The 24,007-nt window shown below is 44.5% G+C and carries 20 protein-coding genes, 2 tRNA genes and 2 rRNA genes; 4 read left to right on the top strand and 20 right to left on the bottom strand.

What is annotated here, in order from left to right:
• Nucleotides 1-7 precede the first annotated feature (7 nt).
• The 3 genes from lgt to rppH all read right to left on the bottom strand — a co-directional run bounded on the left by lgt (nt 8) and on the right by rppH (nt 3,743).
• Nucleotides 8-814 carry a prolipoprotein diacylglyceryl transferase gene (gene lgt, locus ST37_RS12080; protein WP_084886729.1) on the bottom strand — a complete coding sequence of 269 codons (807 nt, stop codon included), beginning with the start codon at nt 812-814 and terminating at the stop codon, nt 8-10.
• 158 nt (nt 815-972) lie between these two features.
• Nucleotides 973-3,222 (bottom strand): phosphoenolpyruvate--protein phosphotransferase, encoded by a 2,250-nt coding sequence (gene ptsP, locus ST37_RS12075; protein WP_084886727.1) that lies wholly within the window; start codon nt 3,220-3,222, stop codon nt 973-975.
• Nucleotides 3,223-3,224: 2 nt separating this feature from the next.
• The gene (rppH, locus tag ST37_RS12070) at nt 3,225-3,743 is read right to left on the bottom strand and encodes an RNA pyrophosphohydrolase (protein ID WP_084886725.1); all 519 of its coding nucleotides are present in this window, start codon (nt 3,741-3,743) and stop codon (nt 3,225-3,227) included.
• 600 nt (nt 3,744-4,343) lie between these two features.
• Between rppH and mutH the strand changes: the two genes are divergently transcribed.
• Nucleotides 4,344-5,024, top strand: a complete 681-nt coding sequence (gene mutH / locus ST37_RS12065; RefSeq protein ID WP_084886723.1) for a DNA mismatch repair endonuclease MutH — start codon at nt 4,344-4,346, stop codon at nt 5,022-5,024.
• Nucleotides 5,025-5,052: 28 nt separating this feature from the next.
• Here mutH and ST37_RS12060 read toward each other — a convergent pair whose 3' ends face one another.
• From ST37_RS12060 to ST37_RS12045, 4 genes are all read right to left on the bottom strand, one after another.
• Nucleotides 5,053-5,364, bottom strand: a complete 312-nt coding sequence (locus tag ST37_RS12060) for a DUF6482 family protein (protein WP_084886721.1) — start codon at nt 5,362-5,364, stop codon at nt 5,053-5,055.
• Nucleotides 5,365-5,704: 340 nt separating this feature from the next.
• The gene (locus ST37_RS12055) at nt 5,705-5,956 is read right to left on the bottom strand and encodes a DUF1127 domain-containing protein (protein WP_084886719.1); all 252 of its coding nucleotides are present in this window, start codon (nt 5,954-5,956) and stop codon (nt 5,705-5,707) included.
• A gap of 493 nt (nt 5,957-6,449) precedes the next feature.
• On the bottom strand, nt 6,450-7,778 hold the full coding sequence (locus tag ST37_RS12050; protein WP_084886717.1) for a sigma-54 dependent transcriptional regulator: 1,329 nt from the start codon (nt 7,776-7,778) through the stop codon (nt 6,450-6,452).
• 1,068 nt (nt 7,779-8,846) lie between these two features.
• Entirely contained in the window at nt 8,847-9,752 is a 906-nt protein-coding gene (locus ST37_RS12045) for a hydrogen peroxide-inducible genes activator (RefSeq protein ID WP_084886715.1), read from the bottom strand.
• Between the two features lie 179 nt (nt 9,753-9,931).
• Here ST37_RS12045 and ST37_RS12040 point away from each other — a divergent pair, with 179 nt between their 5' ends.
• Both ST37_RS12040 and ST37_RS12035 read left to right on the top strand, forming a co-directional pair.
• Nucleotides 9,932-10,540 carry a peroxiredoxin C gene (locus ST37_RS12040; RefSeq protein WP_084886713.1) on the top strand — a complete coding sequence of 203 codons (609 nt, stop codon included), beginning with the start codon at nt 9,932-9,934 and terminating at the stop codon, nt 10,538-10,540.
• A 145-nt stretch (nt 10,541-10,685) separates the two neighbouring features.
• Nucleotides 10,686-11,423 (top strand): copper homeostasis protein CutC, encoded by a 738-nt coding sequence (locus tag ST37_RS12035; protein WP_084886711.1) that lies wholly within the window; start codon nt 10,686-10,688, stop codon nt 11,421-11,423.
• A 25-nt stretch (nt 11,424-11,448) separates the two neighbouring features.
• Here the strand turns inward: ST37_RS12035 and phoU are convergent, their stop codons facing one another.
• Genes phoU through phoB form a run of 7 tightly spaced genes read right to left on the bottom strand, consistent with a single transcriptional unit; the run spans nt 11,449 to nt 19,739 of the window.
• Nucleotides 11,449-12,150: a phosphate signaling complex protein PhoU gene (gene phoU / locus ST37_RS12030; RefSeq protein WP_084886708.1), complete on the bottom strand. Its 702-nt coding sequence runs from the start codon at nt 12,148-12,150 to the stop codon at nt 11,449-11,451.
• A 30-nt stretch (nt 12,151-12,180) separates the two neighbouring features.
• Nucleotides 12,181-12,996: a phosphate ABC transporter ATP-binding protein PstB gene (pstB, locus tag ST37_RS12025; protein WP_084886706.1), complete on the bottom strand. Its 816-nt coding sequence runs from the start codon at nt 12,994-12,996 to the stop codon at nt 12,181-12,183.
• A 1-nt stretch (nt 12,997) separates the two neighbouring features.
• Nucleotides 12,998-14,593 (bottom strand): phosphate ABC transporter permease PstA, encoded by a 1,596-nt coding sequence (gene pstA / locus ST37_RS12020; RefSeq protein WP_172400994.1) that lies wholly within the window; start codon nt 14,591-14,593, stop codon nt 12,998-13,000.
• Nucleotides 14,594-14,605: 12 nt separating this feature from the next.
• Complete coding sequence (locus ST37_RS12015) at nt 14,606-16,723, bottom strand: ABC transporter permease subunit (protein ID WP_084886702.1); 2,118 nt, start codon at nt 16,721-16,723, stop codon at nt 14,606-14,608.
• Nucleotides 16,724-16,725: 2 nt separating this feature from the next.
• Nucleotides 16,726-17,697, bottom strand: a complete 972-nt coding sequence (locus tag ST37_RS12010) for a phosphate ABC transporter substrate-binding protein PstS family protein (RefSeq protein WP_084886700.1) — start codon at nt 17,695-17,697, stop codon at nt 16,726-16,728.
• A 44-nt stretch (nt 17,698-17,741) separates the two neighbouring features.
• Nucleotides 17,742-19,031, bottom strand: a complete 1,290-nt coding sequence (phoR, locus tag ST37_RS12005) for a phosphate regulon sensor histidine kinase PhoR (RefSeq protein ID WP_084886698.1) — start codon at nt 19,029-19,031, stop codon at nt 17,742-17,744.
• Nucleotides 19,032-19,049: 18 nt separating this feature from the next.
• On the bottom strand, nt 19,050-19,739 hold the full coding sequence (phoB, locus tag ST37_RS12000) for a phosphate regulon transcriptional regulator PhoB (protein WP_084886696.1): 690 nt from the start codon (nt 19,737-19,739) through the stop codon (nt 19,050-19,052).
• A 181-nt stretch (nt 19,740-19,920) separates the two neighbouring features.
• Between phoB and rdgC the strand changes: the two genes are divergently transcribed.
• The gene (rdgC, locus tag ST37_RS11995) at nt 19,921-20,817 is read left to right on the top strand and encodes a recombination-associated protein RdgC (protein WP_084888106.1); all 897 of its coding nucleotides are present in this window, start codon (nt 19,921-19,923) and stop codon (nt 20,815-20,817) included.
• Nucleotides 20,818-20,896: 79 nt separating this feature from the next.
• Here rdgC and ST37_RS11990 read toward each other — a convergent pair whose 3' ends face one another.
• The 6 genes from ST37_RS11990 to ST37_RS11965 all read right to left on the bottom strand — a co-directional run.
• Nucleotides 20,897-21,151 (bottom strand): YfhL family 4Fe-4S dicluster ferredoxin, encoded by a 255-nt coding sequence (locus ST37_RS11990; RefSeq protein ID WP_084886694.1) that lies wholly within the window; start codon nt 21,149-21,151, stop codon nt 20,897-20,899.
• A gap of 2 nt (nt 21,152-21,153) precedes the next feature.
• Nucleotides 21,154-22,536 (bottom strand): tRNA 5-hydroxyuridine modification protein YegQ, encoded by a 1,383-nt coding sequence (gene yegQ / locus ST37_RS11985; protein ID WP_084886692.1) that lies wholly within the window; start codon nt 22,534-22,536, stop codon nt 21,154-21,156.
• A gap of 863 nt (nt 22,537-23,399) precedes the next feature.
• Nucleotides 23,400-23,476: transfer RNA gene (locus tag ST37_RS11980), tRNA-Trp, on the bottom strand.
• A gap of 38 nt (nt 23,477-23,514) precedes the next feature.
• Nucleotides 23,515-23,591: transfer RNA gene (locus ST37_RS11975), tRNA-Asp, on the bottom strand.
• A 43-nt stretch (nt 23,592-23,634) separates the two neighbouring features.
• Nucleotides 23,635-23,750 (bottom strand): 5S ribosomal RNA (gene rrf, locus ST37_RS11970).
• Between the two features lie 173 nt (nt 23,751-23,923).
• A 23S ribosomal RNA gene (locus tag ST37_RS11965) occupies nt 23,924-24,007 on the bottom strand; the annotation flags it as partial.

Genomic DNA, 24,007 nt, shown 5'->3' with positions numbered 1-24,007 from the left:
GCAATCTCTATTTGGTTGAATGTGTCGAATTATTTTTGTATGCCCACACCATCATTGCAAAGCCAATAAGAATCATAGGTGTAGATAGTATTTGTCCCATCGAGATCCAATCGCCAAACAGTCCTAAATGGGCATCTGGCTCTCTAAAGTACTCGATGATGAAACGGAATGTGCCATAGCCGGCCAAAAACAGCCCTGAAACAGCCCCTGCAGGACGAGGGTGGCGTATATACAGGTTGAGGATAACGAACAGTATAATGCCCTCTAGAAATGCCTCATACAATTGTGAAGGGTGTCTTGGTAGGTATCCGCCACTTGGAAACATTACCGCCCATGGAACATCAGTAACGCGACCCCAAAGCTCGTCATTCATGAAGTTACCGACTCGACCTAAACCTAGACCAAAAGGAACCAAAGGAGCGACCATATCCGCGACATTAAAAAAGGTACGCTGATTGCGCTTAGCGTAGATATACATCGCGGTGATAACGCCTAGGAGGCCACCGTGGAATGACATCCCACCTGTCCATACTTGAAACAGGTACAGTGGGTTACCGAGGAACTCGCTAAAGTTGTAAAAGAGGACATAACCAACACGGCCACCAATGACCACACCAAGAAATCCACTAAACAGAAGATCAGACACTTGTTCTCGCGTCCATCCACTGTTTGCCTTATCGGCTCGACGGTTGGCTAACCATATTGCAAACATAAAGCCAAACAGGTACATCAACCCATACCAACGTACGGCTAAAGGACCTATCTCTATCAATACTGGATCGATTTGAGGAAAGGTCACAAATTCGGTACTCATTACAATTATTTCCTAGGGTAGTCAGCGGATAACGCCGCTCATTTCAAAACATTATGCATGTCGTTCAAATGCGGTGACAAGGGTTTTTACCATACCATGGTATCGAAAAGTCGTTAATATCTATGACAAATGGCATTCATCACACAGAAGGGGCCCTACTAAGACTTACCAGCGCGAACAAATCCGGCCAAGCCTTGTTGTTCTAAAAACTGTTTGCAATGCTGATGGATTTCGCTGGAATGATTCATACTCATTACTTGCTCATTTAACCGCTCAAGTTTGCTGTGTTCTACGTGACGCAATACATACTTTATTCGTCCCACATTAGCGCTGTTCATACTCAAACTTTGATAGCCCATTCCCACCAACAAGATTGCCCCTACTGGGTCGCCCGCTAGTTCACCACATATAGAGATGGGTAAATTGTGCTGCTGACAACTGTCTAACAATAGTTTGAGCGCTCGTAGTACGGACGGATGCACCGATTCGTAAACATTCGCCACTTTGGTATTGTTTCGATCAACCGCAAGCAGATATTGGGTCAAGTCATTGGTACCTACCGAAACAAAATCGACACTTTGAGCCAGTTGTGGAACTAAATACAACATGGATGGCACCTCAATCATCACACCAATTCGTGGTCGGCGCACATTGGGGTATTGCTCTTTAACTTCCGTGAATGCTTGTTCTATAAGCTCTAACGAATCGTCAAGCTCCTGCATGTTTGAGATCATAGGCAGCAATATAGATAGGTTATTGCGCTGAATACTCGCGACTAACATCGCTCTAATTTGAATAAGAAAAATATCGGGGTGGTCGAGAGTAAACCGGATGCCGCGCCAGCCTAAAAACGGATTTTCTTCTTGAATGGGTAAATAAGGTAACGATTTGTCTCCCCCAACATCTAAGGTTCTCATTACAACACTTTGCCCTGAGTAAGCCTCTAAGACATTCCCATAAAGATTAACCTGCTCTTCTTCCGATGGGAAACGCTGCTTAAGTATGAAAGATATCTCTGTACGGTACAGCCCAACCCCTGTAACCCCTGCGTTAATTGCAATACTTGAATCGGCACTTAACCCTGCATTCAATAGTAAGGTGATAGCACGACCGTCTAAGGTTTGTGAAGGAAGCGCAATGTCCTGATCCACCAACGAAGAAAGCTCTTTTTCTTCGTCATACAGAGCATCATATTCGTCAATTATTGCTTTAGGTGGATCAATAAAGACCTCACCCGAGTAGCCGTCGATAATGGCCGTTGTATCTGCGGCGACAGTATCTGAAATACCGACACCCATGACGGCTGGTACACCGAGAGCACGTGACAATATGGCTGCATGCGAGTTGGTCGCCCCCTCTTGAGAGACGACTGCCAATAGATACTTTTTAGGGATCGCCGCGAGTAATGTAGCCGTCAGTTCTCTTACGACCACGATGACGGGCTTATCAATGTCAAATTGCGGTCGCTGCGAGTTATGGAGGAAAAAGAGCAGTCGTTCCCCCAACTCTCGAATATCTTGCGCTCGTTCTCTAAGGTAAGCGTCAGACATTTTTAGAAATCGATTTGAGTACGCTTCAATAATTTGGCGCAACGCCCAATCCGCACTGTCGCCTTTTTGGATCTGTTTTTTAAGATCGCCACGTAGCATGGGATCGTTAAGTAAGTGCGTGTAGAGGTCAAAAATCGCTAACGCATCTTTGTTGATATCGCCATCAAGCTTCTTACGCATTCGTCTAAAGTCGATCAGCGCGTTTTCTATAGTAACAGCCATCCACTCCAACTCACGTTCCACGTTTATGGTCGAAGCTGGCAGAACATCATGCAGGCGCATACTGACTTCTTCTCGCCAGATAGGGCCTATTGCGACGCCTGGAGAGGCTGCAATACCATTGAGCGAATTGAGCCCTTTATCGTCAATCAGCCAATGCCCCTGTTCACGTGCGTGCGCAATAATCACGGCAAGCTGAGCGGCCAAAGTCACTAGGAAAGCTTCTTCGGTTTCACTAAATTGGCGAGAATCGCGTTGCTGTAAAACCACGACCCCAAGCACTTGCTTGCGGTAAATAATAGGGGTGCCCAAAAACGCCTGATACACTTCCTCTCCAAGTTGGGGGAAATACTTAAACGCAGAATGGCTTTGAGCTTTTGCAATATTGATGGGTTCGGCGGAGCGTTTAACAAGCCCTACTAGACCCTCACTATAAGGGATATGGATGGTCTCACCATCGTAGGTAAGGCCCTTGGTTGCCATAAGTTCGAGCCGTTGAAACGAATCGTTGGCAAGATAAACAGTGCAACACTCCGTGTGCACTGCTTTTTGTGTCTCGTTTACAAAGACTTCTAACGCTTGATAGACATCTTCAACTCTAGATACATGTTCAACTATGTCCCTTAGTTGATTCAGCATGACTATCCTCGTTTAAATTTTTTCTTTTTGTGCGGTTTACGCTCTTTGAAAGGCATCGCTAATGGAGCAAACTCCTTCATTGCTCGACGATATACATCACGCTTGAACGAAACCACTTGTCTTACTGGGTACCAGTAGCTTACCCAACGCCATCCATCAAACTCAGGTGATTTACCTTTGTTCATGTCTATTTTTGACTCATCACTTGTGAGTTTAAGCAAAAACCATCTTTGTTTCTGACCAATACAGACAGGCTTAGAGTCCCAACGAACAAGACGTTTGGGCAACCGATATCGCAGCCAATGGCGACTGGTGCCAACAATTGTGACGTCTTGTTTAGTGAGACCTACCTCTTCATAGAGCTCGCGGTACATTGCTTGTTCCGCTGATTCGCCCTCGTCAATTCCACCTTGCGGAAATTGCCATGAATGTTGTCCATATCGTTTAGCCCAGAATACTTGACCGTGGTTATTGCAAATTACGATTCCCACATTTAAGCGGTAACCATCGCCATCGATCACTGGCTAACCTCAATATTTTTGTATTTGTAGAGATTCTTCCACATATCCCCAGTGGGCGCAATCAAACTCACAGCCCAACTTGTTGAACTATGACCCAACCCCAGTGAAAATCCCAATTCACTGTGCGATTTGGCCTATTCTCAAAGCAAATTCACCCAAAGCAAGGTCTATTCACAATTATTCACCTATTCTGTGAATAACCATGTGTGCAAGCGTCAGGAATCTGTCAACAGTCGACTAACAACCGTGCGAGTGTCTTTTTCTCCACAATCAAGGAATTTGACTTTTACCTCATACTTTCATGAACTTACCAATTAATCCACTCGAAATTCAGACTCAACTTTGTTGTGCAAATTTTGATCTTTAACGATCGAGCAAAAAAAAACCACCTTTGAACTTATCCACACAAAGTAGACCTACTTCAAAAAAATCAAGACTCAATCACTATTCAATCTCATTAAAAACCCCTGTTAATTTAACCATACATTGAAGAAGTTACCGCGCTTTCGAAACAACTTGTAGATAAACTCAAATAAGCTGTGGAAAAACATTTTAAAATAGTGGAAGATCGCGTGACCACGAAGAAAACTGCCTTAAGAAATGCTATCGACACCTTGTAATGAGCAAGAATTGATCTTGCGTGCCAATCAACTTTATGGAAAAACATTCACTGAACTCGCTCAGGAAGTGAACATGTCTGTACCCGTTGATCTGCGGCGAGAAAAAGGTTGGGTTGGTCAACTTATCGAGCACCATTTGGGCGCAGCCGCTGGCAGCAGACCAGAGCAAGATTTTCCAGACCTAGGCATCGAATTGAAAACCATACCGGTGGATTATTCTGGAAACCCATTAGAAACCACATTCGTGTGCGTCGCACCATTGATTGGCGTGCAAGGATTAACGTGGGATAAAAGCCACGTTAAGAACAAATTGTCGAAAGTCTTATGGGTGCCTGTACTTGGAGAACGTGAAGTGCCTGTAGGCGACCGTGTTGTCGGCTTTCCTATATTGTGGACACCAACGCCAGATCAAGATGCGCAACTTCAGCAAGACTGGGACGAAATCATGGATCTTGTAGTATTGGGAAAGGTACAAAGTATCTCGGCACGAATTGGTGAAGCGATGCAGTTGCGGCCAAAAGCGGCAAACGGACAAGCTCTTACAGACGCTTACGGTGAGTCTGGAAATCGCATTAAAACAAGGCCTAGAGGGTTTTACCTAAGAAAAGGGTTTACTAAGCAGATTTTAATCGACGGACTAAATTCGTCGAACCAACGCTAGAGAGTCAAACTCACATCACGATGGTAGGTCAGTGCTTTATTATGGATAACTCTATGTCATGATACATTTGAACGGGATCAGGACCACACTCATCATACGCATTGTGTAATCTCAAATACGCCGAATCTACGCCCAACCGAGCAAGCTCATCTTTCACTTGATCGATGGATGCATACTTAATGGGTTGCCCTTCAATAACAATCGGCTCGAGTTTATGCTTAAACTCGACCGCGAGTTGATAACTGGTTGAGTCAGCACAACTGATCACAAAGATTTTCGGAATTGCGTGGTCTGCCTGTTTATCGGCATGCACCCAATGCTCTAACTGTTGCTTACGCATAGACGCCTCCTGCGGTTTCATTCAGTTTACGTGCTGAACGCCCAAAAAAGCAACATCACATTAACAAAAAACCCTCAATTCTCAAGCATGCTTCATCGTCGCCGAGACAAATAAGTACAAATCAATCCTTAGAGGTAAAAAGAAGTGATGCTAATTAATTAATTTGCATTAGCTCAATAACCGTATTTTAAGTAGAGCATTATGTGCCAATCCGCATCATAAAATAATAATTAAGGTCATTATTTATGACGTTAACGGGGCATGGAAATAAATATATTTCGATGAGTCATGCTATAGACGTACCAAATTAGGGAGGGGGGTCTCCCGCCCCTCCCTAGCATTACGTAACCAGTCTAGAAGTTAAAACATATCGAATAAGTCTTACACGGCGCTCAACCGCTTGGACAGTTACCCCATTGTGTTTGTTTGCAAAACCATCGCGGTCCAAACCAACGTCTTTTAGCAAGTGCTTACTTTCGTATGGAAGCATATACTGCGTCCGACGAGCGTTTCTTTGCCACTTTCTTTGCTCGGCATTTACGTCAGCGAGTAGAAGAAATTTAGCGAGTTGAATGTAGAGAGAATGACGCATAACTATTTCCTTATATATTGAGTCAGTGCTATTGATTCAAGGTACAGAAAATAGAAACATTTTGGTTAGGCTGCTATTTTCCGCAGCCCTAAATAGAGAGGCGGATTAATTAATTGATATCAGTACTGTTCGGAGTTTGAACACCAAAACACGGCGCCATAGTAGGTGCAATGAATGATTTACTGACAGCAGAGATCATTATTGAATGATTTGAATTAAACATAATGACCTCCTTGAAAATTAATTAATCGCTGTATTTTATATACATTTATAGGATACATTCTAAATAGAATGAATCAACCACTTAGAACAAAAAAAGAACAAAAGTCGAAACATTTTCACTCAACCCATTGGATCCTCTAATTGAGAGGCTGGTTGCACATAGATATTGGAGAGTTCCTCTGGCGTTGATCGCTGTACCGAGCCTAAATATAATAGGCACAAAAAAGGAGCCAAATTGACTCCTTCGTATTCACATGATTCTTAGCACTGGTTATAAACGACCTTCTGAGATCAAGTTATGTTTATTCAACAACCTATACATAGTCGCTCGTAATATACCAAGCTCTTTAGCCGCTGGTGACACATGGCCTCCATGAAGCTCTAGCACCATCTGTAAAGCGTCTCGCTCAGAACGCTCACGAATCGTTTTGAGACTCAGTTTGCCGTCAGAACGTTTTGGTAGGTCGAGTTCTTGCTCTGTGAGAACCACCGAATCGGCCATAAGCACTAAACGCTTAATATGGTTATCTAACTCACGAACATTGCCCGGCCAGTGGTACTGCGATAATGCATCTATCGCATCCTCAGAGAAACTGCGCACCTGTGAGTTGTATTCTCGTGAATACTGCTCTAAGAAATGCTTAGCGAGGACCTCTATGTCACCATTCCTATCTCTTAAATTCGGAACATTGACTCTCAATACATTGAGATGGTGGTAGAGTTCTTCATTAAAGTCTCCATCGGTCAAACTGCGCTCAATATCGGCACTGGTTGTTGCGAGAATACGAACATCCAACTCCTTTACGCCGTTAGGTGTCTCAATTGACCCTTCCTGCATAAATCGCAATAGCTTCACTTGTTGACTGTAAGCCATTCCCATAATTTCGGTCAGCAGCAGCGTCCCGCCATTGGCTTGCTCGAGGATGCAACTGTCCCCTTGCTCACAGTTACCAAATAGCTCTTTGTCCATACGCGCCTCTGAAATTGCACCGCAGTTGACTGGCACGAACGGGCCTTTAGAGCGCGATGAACTGGTATGAACAGCTCTGGCAACATGGTCTTTGTAACTACCGGCCTCTCCAAACACCAATATGCTGACGTCTGTCGCTCCAATTCGCTTAATTTGGTCTCGTAGGCGTTTAACCTGTATGGATTGCCCGACGATCCCAAGATCGTTACTCGATCCTAATTCAGGCCACACTTTTTTCTCTAGCTTCAGCATGCCCAATTGGTGACCAATCGTGCTATGCAACTGAGCGTCTGGAATTGGCGCGGTAAAGAAATCGATACAGAAATTAACGATAAATTGGCAGATTGTATCTGATTTAAGCTGGTTTTCGCGGATGAAAGCTATCCAACGAACCTGTTTGTGACTACTAACTAAATTAGCTAACCCGTGAAGACTGAACTCGTCACGACTTAGATCGACAATACCAATGCTTGGCCCAAGCTGAGCAAAAAGCGTATCCGCTTTTCGTAAATCGGCGCAGTTATGACACTGCCACCCCACTTGTTCTAACACTGGCAACCAAGGTTCCCTTGCACCACCGACGACGACTAGTGAACCAGGTACCGAATCCGTTCGGAATTGCGTTCCCATCTCAACTATCCTTCTAGTTTTTTAGTTTATTATGCAATCTGTACGCTTTAAATTTATACAACCTAAGACCAAATATCCGTCTCAAGATTGAGAACACAATTATACGACACTTTTCAATACTTCTATTACTATTTGTAACAAAACCGTACGCTGGATGGTCAATTTGAGCTTTCGATCACGTTAATTGCATAAAAAAACCGCTAACCAATGGTTAGCGGTGGTGTGGAAAAGCCACAAGTTTAGGGAACAGTTATTCACTTAAGTATTTGCTCACAATACCAGTGTCAACTTAAAGTCTTCAACTGAGCCTGTTAATGCATTAATTGAAGAGGATCTCCCTTGAACTCAGTCAATAAAAACGGAGGGACATTTAATTGTTCGAACGCAAAAGTGTTTTCCAAGATGCATATTGAGATATCAGTTTGAAATTGCTTTTTTCTTTCAATCCCAAAACTCCTCCTAATATTAACTAAAGAACTAGGTATAAAAAAAATATAAATCATTGTATCTATTAGGGTTAATATATTTATCACACCCCGTGTGTAGACCAAAAACTACACTAATAGAGACTAGAGTAAAAGACCTAAAGCAAACAAAATGTGAAATTCAAACTATTCTACTTTTCCGCGAGTTTGTTTAAGTTTTGCAGAAAATTACGTAACTAAATTTCATTTCAAACATGGAAGATATTTAGGCAATAGTTCTATATTAGTGACGTTTTATCTATCAATAAGCCTGCCCTTCTGGCTGAAATCGGCGAAATGTAAGTGCACATTTCGGACTAAACCGTGTGAGATTATCGCAAGCATATGCAAGATCGTAGACGCACTTCAGCTGCTAGGGATGGTATAGTTGCAGCTCACACGAATTGCGCGCAGCTCTTCGTCGTGTTGAACACTAATCTGCACGTACCACCTCTTTGCAATACTGTGGATTAACCTGTTTAAAGACGGCAATTGACGGAAAATAAACACCATTCTAAACGGTCTTTGCTATTGTTTATCCTTGCCGTAACTCAACACTTTGTATTAGATATTAGTCTAATCATCGAGCATTTATCTACCACTTCTATAGCAAGTCACTCACCAACTCGGACAACTGCTCAAATGTAGAGATACGTGATGAGCTAGGACGCCATACCAAGCCTATATCTCGATACGCTGACTGACCTGGAGGCTCAATCACGACTAGGCTCTGGTTGTCGAGCAATCCATGGTCAATAGCCATTTGAGGGATAAAGGTGGTCCCTAGACCGTTGGCCACCATTTGAACCAAAGTATGAAGACTCGTTGCAGTAAAAGGGTTAATTTTTTCTTTTTCGGTTAAGCGACAAGCCGATACAGCATGTTCGGTAAGACAGTGCTCGTTCTCTAACAAAAAGACCGACTCATCGGGTAAATCTTTATACCTAATTGGAATTTTAATCGCGTTAACTTGATCACGACTAATCACCATACGAAAAGGATCTTGCCCGACGACTCTGCTTGCCATATTTCCAATATCAACCGGTAGCGCTAGTATCAACACGTCCAACTGGCCATTTTGCAACGCCTCAAGTAAGTTGCTGGTGGTGTCTTCACGCAATAGCATGGTTAAGTTGGGATATCGACGATTAACCTCTTGCACCAAATCACTCAATAAAAACGGTGCGATTGTTGGAATACACCCAACACGGAGCTCTCCCTCCATTTCTCGCCCTTCACCGCATGCACCTAGTTCCACCAGATCTTGAGCTTTGGCAAGTAACTCACGGCTGCTGGCAACAATCTTCTCTCCCATTGCGGTAAACACCAAAGGACTTTTGCTGTCTTTCTTTTCATACAATGTGCAGCACACCGTCTCTTCGAGCGTTTGAATGCCTTTACTTAATGTTGACTGGCTGACAAAACATCGCCGCGCGGCTTCACCAAAGTGCCTTGTTTCATACAAAGTTACCAAATAATTAAGCTGTTTTAGGCTGGGCCATTTCTGCATATCACTCTCTTTAGTTTGTATTGTTTGAGGCTAACCTTTTATATACCACGTGCAATCGTTTTTTTCGATTGTTTCAATTCGTTTATTTCGCTTTTTTCAATCATGAAATCTGTACTATAGTATGTCTCGAGATTAAAGGAGCCCATACGGGCAAAACATTAAATTTTAGGAGCGTTCACATGGTACTAGTAGGCCGTCAAGCACCAGATTTTACTGCTGCAGCTGTTCTTGGTAATGGCGAAATCGTTGATTCATTCAACTTTGCAGAGTTCACTAAAGGCAAAAAAGCGGTAGTCTTTTTCTATCCTCTAGATTTCACTTTTGTTTGCCCTTCAGAGCTGATCGCGTTCGACAAACGTTTCGAAGACTTTAAAGCCAAAGGCGTTGAAGTAATCGGTGTTTCAATCGATTCTCAGTTCTCTCACAACGCATGGCGTAACACCGACATCGCAGACGGCGGTATCGGTCCAGTAAAATACCCACTTATTGCTGACGTAAAACACGAAATCTGCAAAGCGTACGACGTTGAGCATCCAGTAGATGGTGTTGCTTTCCGTGGTTCGTTCCTAATCGACGAAGATGGTCTAGTTCGCCACCAAGTGGTTAACGATCTTCCGCTAGGTCGTAACATTGACGAAATGCTTCGCATGGTTGATGCACTAAACTTCCACCAGAAAAACGGTGAAGTTTGTCCTGCACAGTGGGAAGAAGGTAAAGCAGGTATGGATGCATCTCCAACAGGTGTTGCTGCATTCCTATCTGAGCACGAAGGTGACCTTGCTAAATAATTAGCAATCAAGGTAAAGGCTAAGTAATTAGTACACAAGATTTTGCTAAGTAACTCGCCAACAAACCGTAAAATTGATGAAAGCCAGCACTCAGTGCTGGCTTTTTTGCTATTGTTACAACCACTTAACTAACTAAGGTGTTTTGATGCCTGTTTTTACTGAAGTGTGTGTTGACCATATAGAGTCACTGCTGATTGCCGCCAAAGCCGGCGCTGGGCGAATAGAGTTGTGCTCCTCACTTGAAGTCGGTGGCTTAACCCCAAGCGCTGGGCTGATGAGTTTGGCTAGGCGCCATTGCAACATTCCGGTATACGCTATGATTAGGGCTCGGCAAGGAGACTTCTTATTTAGCGATCATGACAAAGAACAGATGTTATTCGATATACATCAAGCCAAACAAGCTAATCTTGATGGTATCGTAATAGGGTCGTTGCATGCGGATGGTAATATCGACCAAGAGTTCTGCCGTGAAGCCGTTGCACTAGCGGGTCCATTAGGAGTAACGTTTCACCGCGCCATCGATCACTGTAACGACCCTATCGGCGGCCTAGACCCACTCATTTCTCTAGGGGTTGAGCGTGTACTGACCTCTGGTGGTAAAGCGAGCGCAGAACGGGGCATTGAAACTCTATCTAGCATGGTTAAACAGGCAAATGGCCGCTTATCGATTATGGCGGGCGCCGGCATTAATCAGGCTAATGTCGCTAATATTGTCGCAAAAACTGGGGTTCGTGAAGTTCATTTATCGGGTAAAACCCTACGCGACAGTAACATGCAATATCGAAACGTGGATGCAACCATGGGAAGTTTGGATGTTGATGATTTTTCTATCCCTGTAACCGATTTTGACAAGATCCAGGCGGTCACACAGCTATTTAAATAGTCTTACTTCAACACTGATTGCTTTCTCAACGGAGAAGATCGGCAATTTCATCCTCATCGAGGTGACGCACATCTTTTCCTTTTACAAAATAAATGATGTACTCGCAGATGTTCTGACATCGATCTCCGACTCGCTCTATGGCGCGCGCAGACCACATGACTTGAAGAATATCGGGAATGGTGTCTGGATCATCTTGCATAAATTCCATTAGGTGTTTAACTACCTGTTTGTACTCTTTATCTAAGTCATCATCCAACTTGTAGATCTCTCCTGCCGCTTCAACATCCATTCGAGCAAACGCATCGAGCACTTGATGCAGCATATTGAGTGCTTTTTGGCTTAGCGCTTCTAACGCAGAGCGATACTTTTGATAAGGTTCTGTGTTCGGTGTCTCAATGGCCGCTTTAGCGATACGACTGGCAACATCCCCAATTCGCTCTAAATCGGTAATGGTCTTAATAATTGCCATCACCAAACGCAGGTCTTTAGCCGTTGGCTGTCGCCTAGCGATAATACGAGTGCAAGCTTGATCAATGCTTACCTCCATGGCATTCACCTTGCGGTCATCTTTCACCACTTGGCGGGCAAGCTCAAAATCTTGCTTGTGCAACGCTTGCATAGCAAAAGCAAACTGCTGCTCAACCATCCCGCCCATAGCCAATACATTACTGCGTATGGCTTCGAGTTCGACATTAAAGCGCTCGGATATGTGTCGTCCAAATTGCATTGTATTACCCTGTGTAATCCCTGCGTACTATTAGCCGTAGCGGCCCGTGATGTAGTCTTCTGTTTGCTTTTGCCTTGGTGAGGTAAAGAGTGAGTCTGTATCTCTATATTCGACCAATTTCCCCATATGCATGAACGCCGTGTAGTCACTCACTCTGGCAGCTTGCTGCATATTGTGAGTGACAATCACAACGGTGTAGCGCGTTTTAAGCTCGTTTATAAGCTCTTCAATGGTCAACGTAGAGATTGGGTCAAGGGATGAGGTGGGTTCATCCAATAGCAGCACTTCCGGCTCGATAGCAATCGCTCTGGCCATAACTAAGCGTTGCTGTTGTCCACTTGAAAGCTCGAATGCGTTGCTATGGAGTTTATCTTTTACTTCCTTCCACAGCGCTGAATCTCGCAACGCCTTTTCAACGGCGTCGTCTAAGGTGCGGCGCTCTTTGATTCCCTGTAAGCGAAGACCATAACAGACATTGTCGTATATGGAGCTGGGAAATGGGTTCGGCTTTTGGAAAACCATTCCAACCCGGCGTCGAAGCTTAGAGACATCCACATCGGCGTCATAGACGTTTTTGTTGTGAACTTTGATATCACCACTCAGTCGACAGCCTTCAATCAAGTCATTAAGCCTATTAATACTTCGAAGCAGCGTCGACTTACCACAACCTGAGGGCCCAATGAATGCTGTCACTTGGCGTTTTGGTATACGCATACTGATGTTGTGTAGTGTAGGCGTGTCGTTGTAGCTCAAACTAAAATCGTCAATATCAATGGCGATTTTTTCGCTGGGTAGGTCTTGAATACGCGTCGGCGCATTAAATGTAAAGGCGGAACTCGACGACATATTACTCCATTCCCATTGTTTGATACTTCTTACGAAGGTTATTACGAATACGGATTGCGGTGAGGTTAAGCCCCACCACCACAGTCAATAGCAACATCGACGTAGCATAAACTAAAGGTCGCGCGGATTCCAAGTTACTGGTTTGGAAGCCGACATCATAGATATGAAAGCCTAAGTGCATGAATTTACGTTCTAGGTGAATAAAGGGGTACTGACCATCCACGGGCAAATTAGGGGCAAGTTTAACCACACCCACCAACATCAAGGGCGCAACCTCTCCTGCAGCTCGAGCAATCGCTAGCACTAAGGCGGTAAGCAGTGCAGGTCTTGCAATAGGTAATACTAACGTCCATATGGTCTCAAACTTGGTGGCTCCCAACGCATAAGCGCCATCTTTTAAACCCGGTGGAATTCGGGACAACCCTTCCTCTGTTGCGACGATCACAACAGGCAGCGTTAACAAAGCAAGTGTCAACGCAGCCCAGAGCAACCCTGGTGTGCCAAACGTCGGTGTCGGCAACTTCTCGGAGTAAAACAGAGCATCAATACTGCCTCCAAACGAATAGACAAAGAAACCGAGTCCAAATACGCCATACACAATAGAAGGCACACCCGCAAGATTAATCACCGCGACTCGGATCATTTTAGTGAACCCGTTATTGCCTGCATACTCGTGCAAATAGATGGCGCCTATCACGCCTAAAGGCATAACAACAATTGACATAAGGATCACCAAAAACACAGTGCCAAATATCGCAGGGAAGACCCCCCCTTCGGAATTCGCCTCGCGCGGGTTATCTGAAATAAATCGCCCTATTTGCACCAACCAATGAGTGGTTTTTTCAAAGGTATTCATCGCATTGGGAAAATAGACTTGTTCAACCAGTAACATAGGGATAGCGACCTTAGCTCCCCCCATTTCTTCGACTATTAATTGCTCTGCGATGAGCCCTTCTCGAAGCTCCGTCACTCGTAACTCAGAAGCTTCTACCTGTTCCTCCAACCGTGCTATCTCTTGTGCGAGAACACGTGAACCACTGTCATTAATTGGTTGAGACAGCTTCTGTTTTAGTTGTTCAATCAGATAGGCTTTTGCTTTGATATTGTCATCTGTTAGAGATTCAATGGTATCGCGACTGTTTTGCGCCGCATCGACAACTTGTTCAATGCTCTCTATAGAAGGTTCGATAATACCGTCGAGCTCCGTTTTCAGGCCTACAACGCGCCCAAAAAAGTCCCCACCTTTTAAACGACCAACAACCGCTACATCTTTAGGTGTTAAAGGGTCTTGCAATTGACTGCGAGCAACCGTGATAAAGTCCAGATCATTATAGCCTCGATTCGCGACTTTAATCGTCCATAGCTCTTCATCTACGGGCTGCCAATTGCTGCTGTTTTTCTGATAGATCTGACCAATGATCCTTGATTGGGTGTCATTTGAATTCCACTCAATCAGTGACTGAGGCCAAAAATAAAATAACCCTTGCCAGCCAACGATCAACAAAACGCTAAATACAGAAAACAGCGCAATACCTAGCATTCCCGCAGTTAACCAAACCCATCCTGTTCCATCTCGTAACCATTTCATTTTGTTCAAGCTCCAGACTGATTACAAAGATCGATACTTTTCTCTCAATCGTTGGCGAATCATCTCGGCCAATGAATTGAGTAAAAAAGTAAATACAAACAGCAAAAATGCAGACAGAATGAGTATTTGATAGTGACTGCTCGCAACCTCCGACTCCGGCATTTCAATCGCAATTGTGGAGGCGAGTGAACGCATGCCTTCAAAAATATTCCATTCCTGGACTGGCGTATTACCCGTAGCCATCAAAACTATCATGGTTTCACCAACGGCTTTGCCCAGTCCCACCATAATCGCTGACACAATTCCGGAGCTGGCGGTTTGTAGTACGACGCTGCTCAGAGCCTGCCATTTCGACGCGCCTAATGCAAACGCTGCTTGGGAAAGGTGTTTAGGGACAGAGTAAATGGCCTCTTCGGCTAACGTAAATATGGTTGGAATGACCGCAAACCCCATCGCAATTCCCACAATAAGGCTATTGCGCTGATCATAAGCGATACCACGATCGGCTAAGTAGGTTTGAACGTCGCCAAAAAAATAGCCATTTTCAATGATTGGTGCGCCCCATTGGGCTAGCAGCAAAGAGAAAATAATCATCGGCACAACAGTGATTAGGTGCAGACCACTTGGGATATTGCTGGTGACCTTTTTGGGTACCCACGACCAGATAAAAGATACCAGTACAATAAGCAGTGGAAACAGCAATAAAAAGAGCACACTGCTTACCAGGTTTTCGTCTATCATTGGTGCAAGCCATAAACCGGCTAGAAAGCCGATTATAACGGTAGGCAACGCTTCCATTAACTCAATGGTCGGCTTCACCCACGCTCGTAGCGTCGATGACATGAAATACGCGGTATAAATGGCGCCACCAATGGCTATTGGCACTGCAAACAGCATGGCATAGAAAGCGGCTTTGATTGTACCAAAGACTAGCGGCACTAAACTGACCTTAGCCTCATAGTTATCTGCCAGCGCTGTTGTTTGCCATACAAACTCAGGCTCTTCATAGCCGTCATACCACACTTTTCCAAACACATTTTTAAGTGACAATTCAGGTCGATAGCCCCGCATTGGAAGGCGATGTAGCAGCTCCCCGCTCCACCACACCGCTTTGTCGATGTTAGGTAAATAGGTAAAATTGACCGACTCTGACACTGCGGTGTCAAAATAAAGGAGTTCAGAAGTCGTATTGTTGGTCAATTGCCAAGCCGTCACCCCTTTGCTTGGTTCAAAAATAAGTACGGTTCGGTGACGATGCATTAAGTCCCATTCAGCGTGCGGATCATCCATATCGAGGTGCGCTAATTTTTGGATCTGAAAACCTTGCTGAAGGGATAACATCGACCAATATTGTAGTTCTCCACTTGCCGTTTGCGCGACAAAGCCAAAACTTCCTGGTATCAAATGCGCCTCTACGATATCTTCGTCAATGCCTTCAATCGTCGCTAACGTGTGGATATCGGCGCCATTAAGGCGACTGATCAAAATACTATCCTTTCCCCACAACAGAAGTCCGTCACCGGCACTGGATAATGCAACACCCTCAATAGCGAGACGCTGCCTATTGAGCACCGTTACCTGACGCTTGCCTGTTGAGCTCAAGTAAGCTGTAAACAACTCACTATCTGTTGTGCCAACCAAGGTTAGACTTTGGCTTTTAGCAACATACGATAAGGATTGCACCTGATTGAGTTCGACAGGCAACTCTATGCTGTGTGAGGTGGCGACAGTGTCATCTAATGAATAGACATCGACTTGATTGCTGCCCGAAGTCTCCATACGCCACAGTTCGCGACCGCGATTAATCGGTGTAAAGCCGGGGTGAATATATGACTCTCTTTTTGCTACAGGTGTGGGCGTCGACAGTTGGAACCACTCATTTTGATCGTCCACTGCATAGAGAGTGTCACTAACTTGACTGGCGTAAATGGCTCGTGCGTTCTTTGGTAGCACCAAACTGTCGGTGCCTTCAGAGAGCCGATTATTTTGGTTAAAGATGGGAATAAGTTCCATCGTTAAGAAAACAAAGATAAGCAGAAGCATTGCCAATATGCTTACACCACCAATACTGACAGTCCACCGACCTATACGATCTAGCCTTAATCTTTTGCTGTTATTTTCCTGTAAGTTAAATGCCACCGCTACTCTCCCAGGCTTGCTGACGAGATATTACTTAACTCACTTTCTGCTACTTCAGGAGAAACCGCAATATAACCAACCTTCTCAACAATGGCTTGCCCTTCAGTGGAGAAAATATATTTTAGGAACTCGCGCTCTGCCGCTTGCATCGGAATATTAGGGGCTTTATTGATGTAGAGATATAAGTAACGAGAAAGCGGGTACCTATCACCGACGATATCTTGATATATCGGGTAGGTCACTTGATTATCAAACCCGATCACTCCAATAATCTTGGTACTGGATGTTTCATACCCTGCACCGGAATAGCCAATAGCGCTAATGTCTCGACCAACCGATTCCACCACCGATGCCGATCCGGGCATTTCATTGACCTGTCGGTGGAAGTCACCTTGGCACAATGCCAAGTCTTTGAATTGAGCATAGGTCCCAGAGACCGAGTTTCGCCCGAGGCTTTGAATTGTACGTTGAGACCAATCTTCGGACACACCTAACTGCTCCCATTTACGAATGGATTGCGGCAGTCCACAGCGTCTGGTTGCAGAGAAAATAGCGTCAATTTCACCAATGGTTAACGCATCAATAGGGTTACGACTATTGACATAAACAGCGACAGCATCAATGGCCACTTTAAGTTGAATAGGAGGGTACCCATGGGCATGTTTGAATGCGTCAATTTCACTGTCGCGCATTGGGCGACTCATTGGCCCAAATCGCGCTGTGCCCTCCGTAAGTGCAGGTACTGCTGTAGAAGAACCACTGGCTTGTACCTGGATGTTTACTCTAGGGTATAGACGCGTAAACTCAGACACCCATTCATCCATTAACGTGGATAAAGTGTCTGAGCCTACTGAATTTATTTCGCCGCGAAGTGAGGGCTGTTTTTGATAATCGATTAATTTCGCTTGTAGCGGGACGCTAATTAGTAAAACGATAAAACAAAGTACCTTCGCAGGGTGAAAGAGATTACCCATTGACCGCCTTTACTCTCTTATTGCGTTCATCTACGTGTCTTCTGCTAAGCCACCCAGTTGTGTAGAAATTCAAAATAGAAATGACTCCCTTTCCCTACTTCACTCTCAACTTGCAACATCGATTCATGGTGATTCAGTGCGTGTTTAACAATCGCAAGGCCTAGTCCACTGCCACCGCTCTCCCGAGAGCGCGCTTTGTCGACCCGGTAGAATCGCTCGGTCAATCGATGTAAGTGCTTAGCCTCAATGCCCACACCATTATCTTTCACCGAAAATAGAACACCTGTCCCCTTGCGCTTCCAGGTGACGTTGATGGTTGCGTTTTCACCACAATATTTAACGGCATTATACACTAAGTTGGACATCGCACTGCGAAGTTGATCTTCATCGCCAAACACGCGTAACTCAGTATCGACGTCAAACACAATCTTATGGCGACCACCACTGAGTGCAACGGCTTCATCTTCTAATATTGACAACATTTTGGGCACTTCTACGACATTATCGAGAGCATTATGAGGAGCGGCTTCGATCTTTGACAATGTCAGTAACTGTTCTACTAGCCCATTCATTCGATTAAGCTGCTCAGTCATCACACCGTGTGCTTTAGGCCAAAGGCCTGGCACCATTGCGGGATCTTCCATCATTTCGAGATAGCCCTTTAGCACCGTCATCGGGGTTCTCAATTCATGAGAAACATTGGCAAAGAAGTTTCTTCGCATACCTTCGAGTTGTCGCAATTGAGTAATATCCCTCACCACCATCAAATGCTCCCCTTCGGTGTAAGGAACAATTCGAAATTCAAGAATATTCTCTACATTACGCGGCGACCGCATTTGCAGTGGCTCGTCAAACTCATTGCGACGTAAGTATTTAATGAAGTCGGGGGAGCGAATGAGGTTAGAGATAGATTGCTCACTGTCATCTGGCCATCGAAAACCAAGCAGCTGCTGCGCGAGCCTATTGCACCAGACGATTTGTCCTTCACTGCGAAATACGACAACGGCATCGGGTAGAGATTCTGCACCGTTTTTAAAGCGACGAATCAGATTAGACAGATCACGACGCTTACGTCGATGCTGTCCTTGCCAACGATATAATCCGTTGAGTAAAGGCTCCCAGCTGCCACTGCTTTTAGGAGGACTAAGGCGCCTATCGCTAAATAACCAGTCCGATAAGCGCTTCTGATTGACTGTCTGCCATGCGATTAGGATCACCGATCCCAATAGCAAAAAATTGGCGTAGCTACCGGTGAGCCAACCAATAAAGAACCACGGAAGATAAAACAAGCTGAGCTGCCAAAGCAGCGTTTTCCAGGTCAGTTTTTCAATCATCTCAGTTTATTATCAACCTTATACTTTGGTTGAGAAACGATAACCAGCACCACGTACCGTCTGTACCAACTTGTCGTGCTCTGTTGGCTCTAGTGCTTTGCGCAATCGTCTAATGTGTACGTCAACCGTACGATCTTCCACATAAACATTGGTTCCCCAAATGTAGTTGAGAAGCTGCTCGCGATTGTATACGCGCTCTTGGTGCGTCATGAAGAAATGCAACATCTTGAACTCTGTCGGTCCCATATCGATTGGACTCTCATCCGCCGATACACGATGCGATACAGGATCTAGCTTTAGTCCGCGCACTTCAATGGCATCTTCTAGAGCAGCCGGAGAGACACGACGAATAACCGCTTTAAGGCGTGCAAGCATCTCTTTAGGAGAAAATGGCTTAGTGATGTAGTCGTCTGCACCGACTTCAAGGCCTTTCACTTTATCTTCTTCTTCGCCACGAGCCGTAAGCATCACAACGGGAATACTGCGTGTCATTTCTTGACGTTTGAGGTGCTTAATAAGATTAATGCCCGAACCACCAGGTAGCATCCAATCCAATAAGATTAGATCAGGATAAGGCTCACAAATTAAACGCAGCGCAGCATCGTAGTCTTCAGCTGCTGTTACTTGATAGCCTTGTTGTTCAAGCACCAAAGTCAACATGTCGCGAATTGGAGCTTCATCCTCAACAATGAGAACGCGAATAGCCATAGTCAATAAACCCTTATTCCATAACGTTGCGACGGATTATCAATGTTTTGTATGACATTAATGTGAATTGTGCAATCAAAATATCACACAATATTCATTTAGTCATACCACGCTAAAAATCATAGAAATTTATCTAAAAATCCCTATGATTGACCTACTTTGAGACATGATGGACAAAAATATGTGGTTTAAGAACGCGCTGGTTTACCGACTAAACAAAGAACTGGACGATAACCTAGAAACCTTCGAAAGCCAGCTGGCTGAATTTGCTTTTACGCCATGTGGTAGCCAAGACAAACAAAAATTTGGCTGGAGTTCAGTGTTGGGCGATACGCTTATCCATGCGGTCGGCAATAACTTGCTTCTTAAAGCTCGCAAAGAAGAGAAAATCTTGCCGGCTTCAGTCGTTAAAGATCAGGTAGAATCAAAAGTTGCGCTTGCCCAAGCTGACGAGTCACGTGCATTAACCAAAAAAGAGAAAGACACGCTTAAAGATGAAGTGTTGATTGACCTGCTCCCTAAAGCTTTTACCAAAAGTACTTTTATTCCCATTGTCATTTTAAAGAAGCAAGGCCTGGTCGTTGTCGATAGCAGCAGCCACACGAAAGCAGAAGAAGCTCTTGCATTGCTGCGTAAGTCAATTGGCAGCCTACCTGTCGTTCCAGCGATTCCAAACGACGCAATCGAAGTGACGCTCACGCAATGGATTAAGCAAGATAGCGCCCCAGCAAACTACGAAGTGTTGATGGAAGCTGAGCTTAAGTCAGTTACCGACGACAGCGTCATTCGCTGTAAAAATCAAAACTTGTTCAGTGACGAAATCAAGCAACACTTAGAGCTGGATAAACTTGTAACCAAATTGGCGTTACAGTGGGAAGATAAAATTGAGTTTGTCCTAGCCGACGATGGCAGTATTAAACGCCTTAAGTTTTCGGATGAGCTAAAAGACGAGAACGATGACATTCCGCGTGAGGATAAAGACGCTCGCTTTGATGCCGATATGGCGCTCATTTGTGGAGAGTTCGAGGTCTTTTTGCCAAACTTATATGATGCCCTAGGTGGGTTTGATTCAGAATAAGTACTGTACTGACGGTACCTAAAAAATAAAAAATGCCCAGTCGATACTGGGCATTTTTGTCTGTGAGTGACGAAACAGGCTAAGCTAATCCCTGAATAATGACAAACTTATCAAGAAGCTGCTCTTCAGTCTCCACTCGCTGTGGATCGGTAATGATGCACTTAGTAATGGGACATACTGACTGGCAGGTTGGTGCGTCATAGTGACCTTTACACTCTGTGCAAAGATCGGGATCTATTTCGTAAATTTCGTCTCCCATGCTAATGGCGTTATTGGGGCACTCTGGCTCACACATATCGCAATTAATGCAGTTAGACTTAATTTTGAGCGCCATACCTATTTACCTGTTGGATTACGGGTATCCTGCCCCTCACTCAAGTTACGCATAAGCAATGCAAAGTTGAGGTCCAAATCCTTTGGCACAGGTATAAACACGAAGTGGCCGTTACCTTTAGCGTCGTCAATGACTTCGCCTTTACGGTTTTTCATCGCTTCAAGGTTAAACACAACATTGCCGTTTGGCGTCATCAGTTCAAGACTGTCACCCACTAAGAATTTATTCTTAACTTCGACTTCAACATAATCACCATCTCGTTTACCGGTAAACTCACCGACAAACTGTTGTGAATCAGAAATAGAGTAGCCATAGTCATAGTTTTGATATGCATCGTGTGTGTGACGGCGTAAGAACCCTTCGGTGTATCCACGGTGAGCTAAGCTTTCTAGGGTAGTCATTAAAGATTCGTCAAACGGCTTACCCGCTACCGCGTCGTCGATGGCTTTACGGTAAACCTGAGCGGTACGTGCACAGTAGTAGAAAGACTTAGTACGTCCTTCAATCTTCAACGAATGGACACCCATTTTAGTTAAGCGTTCCACGTGTTGAATCGCACGAAGATCCTTAGAGTTCATGATGTAAGTACCATGCTCATCCTCAAATGCGGCCATTTTCTCATCTGGCTTGTGGCTTTCTGACAGCAGTACAACTTCGTCGGTCGGTTTTCCTGCACCAATCGTTGTTTCTGGTCTTTCGTCCTGAACCTCAATAGCCTGGGCAGTAGGATCAAATTTTTCGACAATTTGACCCGACTCGTCTTCTTTGCCTTGCTCTACGTTGTACTCCCAACGACAAGCATTAGTACAAGTACCTTGGTTTGGATCGCGCTTATTCATGTAACCAGATAGAAGACAGCGACCAGAATAAGCCATGCACAACGCGCCGTGTACGAACACTTCTAATTCAGTCTCAGGGCAGTGTTCGCGGATCTCTGCAATCTCTTCAAGAGAGAGTTCACGCGATACAATTACACGCTCTACACCTTGTGTGCTCCAGAATTTCACTGTAGCCCAGTTAACCGCATTTGCTTGAACTGAGAGGTGAATGGCCATATCCGGGAAAGCTTCACGAACCATCATGATCAAACCAGGATCTGACATGATTAGTGCGTCTGGCCCCATTTCTACTACAGGTTTGAGATCGCGTATAAAGGTTTTGAGTTTTGAGTTATGCGGTTGGATATTACAAACCACATAGAATCGCTTTCCAAGCTCGTGAGCTTCGTCGATTCCTATTTGTAGGTTCTCGTGATTAAACTCGTTATTTCGAACGCGAAGACTGTATCGAGGTTGACCGGCGTAAACCGCATCAGCGCCATAAGCAAACGCATAACGCATGTTCTTAAGGCTACCGGCTGGCGATAGTAATTCTGGTGTAAACATATTTTAAATACTCTAATCTGATATCAAGTCAGGACAACGCCACCTAGTGGCATTGGGAGGGCGCAAATCTTAAGCGATTTTGTGTGATTTGCACAGTACTTTTAACGTTTTATTACTTCACTCAGCAAATCAGCAACGTCTAAGTTCAAGGTGCTTAAAGTGAAACAACACAAGAATCTCTTCAATAATTGTTTTAATTACAATTACTACAGTCTCGCCTAAATCAATCAAGTTCCAGGCAACTTTGCCCTTGACACCACTTTAGCTATCAATCGTTCAGAGATACGTCAAATAGAAACACTTTGTATGCAAATGTAACCCTGAGCTCCCTATTACATATTTAAAAACAATACGTTAACAATTATCCAAAACTCAGCTCATCTCCCATAAACCTTAAGCATAACCGCTATAGTGAACAAAAGTATTTCGCGATAGTTTCAGGAGAGAATTATGAACAAAGCCATCAACGCTCTAGGATTAGGAATCTTAACAAGCAAATATATTGTAACTGCCATGCTAATTGGAGCCACTATGACAACATGTACGAGTTCATAGTAGTGAGTTGAACATCGATATTTATTATCTAAGGAGGGTAAATACACACTCAAAGCTGTAGGCGACTTTTTACTTAACTTACTTTTATGCCAGCAAAGTGTAAAAAACCAGATTAAACAAAGCAATAAACTTAACCACTAATATAAGGCCTCACTTTCTATTAACAAAGAGTGAGGCCTTAAAAATTGCTCGGGGTACCAGGAAAGCCAACCGGAGATTCGACCGGGCTAACACTCCAACTCACAACACATCACTTTAGAAAAAGCGAAAACGAAAAAGGCTCTGACCTAAGTCAGAGCCTTCGAAAATGGCAGGGGTGGAGAGATTCGAACTCCCAACACGCGGATTTGGAATCCGCTGCTCTGCCAATTGGAGCTACACCCCTGCAGTTATTTTAGAGACTTAACATTGTCTTTGAAAAAGTGGCGGAGTGGACGGGACTCGAACCCGCGACCCCCGGCGTGACAGGCCGGTATTCTAACCAACTGAACTACCACTCCGCAGTGGTATTACTCGCCTAAGCAAGTATCACTTTAATTTAAAGCCTGGCGATGTCCTACTCTCACATGGGGAAACCCCACACTACCATCGGCGCTATTGCGTTTCACTTCTGAGTTCGGCATGGAATCAGGTGGGTCCACAATGCTATGGTCGCCAAGCAAATTTGTTTAGAGCCGAGAGGCGAGTCGCGAGAAGCGAGTCATCTATCGTCTCTATTTAACTTTGGAAAGCTGTAGCAAAAAACTCGTCTCTCGACGCTCGTTTCTCGTATCTGTTCTCTTACACATTCAAAGTTCTTACTTTGAGTCCATCAAAACCCTTTGGGTGTTGTATGGTTAAGCCTCACGGGCAATTAGTACAGGTTAGCTCAATGCCTCGCAGCACTTACACACCCTGCCTATCAACGTTCTAGTCT

Source organism: Vibrio sp. qd031 (assembly GCF_002100145.1).
Lineage (GTDB): Bacteria > Pseudomonadota > Gammaproteobacteria > Enterobacterales > Vibrionaceae > Vibrio.
Note: the sequence above shows the minus strand (reverse complement) of the source record. Positions and strands in the feature narration are given on the sequence as shown.